This window comes from Schaalia sp. (assembly GCF_050312375.1).
Taxonomy (GTDB): domain Bacteria; phylum Actinomycetota; class Actinomycetes; order Actinomycetales; family Actinomycetaceae; genus Pauljensenia; species Pauljensenia hyovaginalis.
Genome location: NZ_JBNOYB010000001.1, coordinates 1 through 2,841, shown reverse-complemented (window position 1 = coordinate 2,841; position 2,841 = coordinate 1). Strand labels below are relative to the sequence as shown.

Below are 2,841 nucleotides of genomic sequence, written 5' to 3'. Positions count from 1 at the left end.
AATGTGACTCAAGTTCTCGGAGGCGGCTCGCTTGAAGATTTCAGATAACCCAACCCAAGGAGAAAACATGTCACGTGCAGTAGGTATTGACCTCGGTACTACCAACTCAGTTGTATCAGTCCTCGAAGGCGGCGAGCCCGTCGTCATCGCCAACGCAGAAGGCGCCCGCACCACCCCCTCCGTCGTCGCATTCTCAAAGGACGGCGAAGTTCTGGTCGGTGACGTCGCCAAGCGTCAGGCCGTCACCAACGTCGACCGCACCATCGCCTCCGTCAAGCGCCACATGGGCACCACCTGGACCCAGGACATCGACGGCAAGGCCTACACCGCCCAGGAAATCTCAGCCCGTACCCTCATGAAGCTCAAGGGCGACGCTGAAGCCTACCTGAACGACAAGGTCACCGACGCCGTCATCACCGTCCCCGCCTACTTCAACGACGCCGAACGTCAGGCCACCAAGGAAGCCGGCGAAATCGCGGGCCTCAACGTCCTGCGTATCGTCAACGAACCCACCGCAGCAGCCCTGGCCTACGGCCTCGATAAGGGTAACGAAGACGAACTGATCCTGGTCTTCGACCTCGGCGGCGGCACCTTCGACGTCTCCCTGCTCGAAGTAGGCAAGGACGAAGACGGCTTCTCCACCATCCAGGTACGCGCAACCTCCGGCGACAACCGCCTGGGTGGCGACGACTGGGACCAGCGCATCGTCGACTGGCTGATCTCCCAGGTCAAGACCAAGACCGGTGCCGACCTCTCGAAGGACCCGGTCGCCCTCCAGCGGCTCAAGGAGGCCGCCGAGCAGGCGAAGAAGGAGCTCTCCTCCGCGACCAGCACGAACATCTCCCTCCAGTACCTGTCGATGACGGCCGACGGCCCGATCCACCTCGACGAGTCGCTCACCCGCGCGAAGTTCGAGGAGATGAGCGCCGACCTCCTCGAGCGCACGAAGAAGCCCTTCCACGACGTCATCCGCGACGCCTCGATCTCCGTGTCGGACATCGATCACGTCGTCCTCGTCGGCGGTTCGACCCGCATGCCCGCCGTCACCGAGGTCGTCAAGCAGCTCACCGGCGGCCGCGAGCCGAACAAGGGCGTCAACCCCGATGAGGTCGTCGCCGTCGGCGCCGCCCTCCAGGCCGGCGTCATCCAGGGCGACCGCAAGGACGTCCTCCTCATCGACGTCACGCCCCTCAGCCTCGGCATCGAGACCAAGGGCGGCATCATGACCAAGCTCATCGACCGTAACACCGCGATCCCGACGAAGGCCTCCGAGGTCTTCTCCACCGCCGAGGACGGACAGCCCTCCGTGCTCATCCAGGTCTACCAGGGCGAGCGCGAGTTCGCCCGCGACAACAAGCTCCTCGGCACCTTCGAGCTCTCCGGCATCGCCCCGGCCCCCCGCGGCGTTCCGCAGATCGAGGTCGCCTTCGACATCGACGCGAACGGCATCGTCCACGTCTCGGCGAAGGACCGCGGCACCGGCAAGGAGCAGTCCGTCACCATCACCGGCGGCTCGGCCCTGCCCAAGGAGGACATCGACCGCATGGTGAAGGAGGCCGAGGAGCACGCCGCCGAGGACAAGAAGCGCCGTGAGGACGCCGATACCCGCAACCAGGCCGAACAGGTCGTCTACGGGATCGAGAAGCTCCTCAAGGATGAGGCCGACAAGGTCTCCGAGGGCACCCGCTCCGCGGTTCAGGCCGACGTCGACGCCGTGAAGGAGGCCCTGAAGGGCGAGGACACCGAGGCCGTGAAGTCGGCCCTCGAGAAGCTCAACGCCTCCGCGATGAAGATCGGCGAAGAGGTCTACGCGGCCCAGCAGGCCGAGCAGGCGCAGGGCGGCTCCGAGGGCGAGTCCGCGTCCGCCTCCGATGAGGACGTCATCGACGCCGAGATCGTGGACGAGGACGAGCAGAAGTGAAGGATCCGGAGAACCTGGGCTCCGCGCCCGGACCCGAGGACGGGCGGGCGGTCGACGCCGAGCAGTCGGCCGCCCCCGCCCCGGCGGACGCCGCCGGCGCCGACGCAGGTACCGGCCCCGCAGACTCGGGCAGCGCCGACTCGGGCAGTGCCGAAGCCGAAGGCGTCGCCCCGTCGAACACGGTCGAAGCTGAAAGCGCGCAGAGCGCCGAAGGCCCCGGCGAAGACGAGGACATGAGCCTCTTCGAAGCCCAGATGGAGGACTCGGAGCTCGCCGACGCCCTCGGCAAGATCGCCGAGCTCGAGGACAAGCTCGCCCGCGCGCACGCGGACCTGTACAACCTCAATCAGGAGTACTCGAACTACGTGCGCCGCTCGAAGGAGGCAGCTCCCGCTCACCGCGAATCCGGTCAGTCCGAGGTCATCGAATCCCTCATCGGCGTCCTCGACGACATCGACGCGGCGAGGGCGCACGGCGACCTTACGGAGGGCCCCTTCGCGGCGATCGCGGCGAAGCTCGAATCGGCCCTCGAGTCGCGCTTCGGGCTTGAACGCTACGGCGCCGCCGGCGACGACTTCGACCCGGCGATCCACGAGGCGCTCCTGGCGAACACGAACCCCGAGGTCGACGCCCCTCGCATCGCGCAGATCCTCCAGCCCGGCTACCGCCGAGGCGAGAAGGTCCTGCGCGCCGCGAAAGTGATGGTGGACAACCCTGAATGACGAGATGCGCGCCGAGGAAGCGGCGCGCCAGATGGGAGGTGACCCGGGATGAGCGGACAGGACTGGCTCGAAAAGGACTTCTACGCGACGCTCGGCGTCGCCAAGGACGCCGATGACGCGGCGATCAAGAAGGCCTACCGGAAACTCGCCCGGCAGTGGCACCCCGACCAGAACCCCGGGGATGCCAAAGCCGAGGAG

At 66.8% G+C, this 2,841-nt stretch carries 3 protein-coding genes; all 3 read left to right on the top strand.

Going from position 1 to position 2,841, the window contains the following annotated elements:
• Positions 1 to 67: 67 nt before the first annotated feature.
• Positions 68 to 1,921 carry a molecular chaperone DnaK gene (dnaK, locus tag ACQY7V_RS00015; protein ID WP_428638348.1) on the top strand — a complete coding sequence of 618 codons (1,854 nt, stop codon included), beginning with the start codon at positions 68 to 70 and terminating at the stop codon, positions 1,919 to 1,921.
• Entirely contained in the window at positions 1,918 to 2,643 is a 726-nt protein-coding gene (locus tag ACQY7V_RS00010; RefSeq protein WP_428638346.1) for a nucleotide exchange factor GrpE, read from the top strand. The genes dnaK and ACQY7V_RS00010 overlap by 4 nt, the downstream gene beginning before the upstream one ends.
• A gap of 48 nt (positions 2,644 to 2,691) precedes the next feature.
• Positions 2,692 to 2,841, top strand: a 150-nt coding sequence (locus tag ACQY7V_RS00005) for a DnaJ domain-containing protein (RefSeq protein WP_428638350.1), incomplete at its 3' end; no start/stop codon positions are given.

Excerpts from the sequence above, each read along its gene's own strand:
- dnaK (WP_428638348.1), top strand. The coding sequence starts at position 68 with ATGTCACGTGCAGTAGGTATTGACCTCGGTACTACCAACTCAGTTGTA.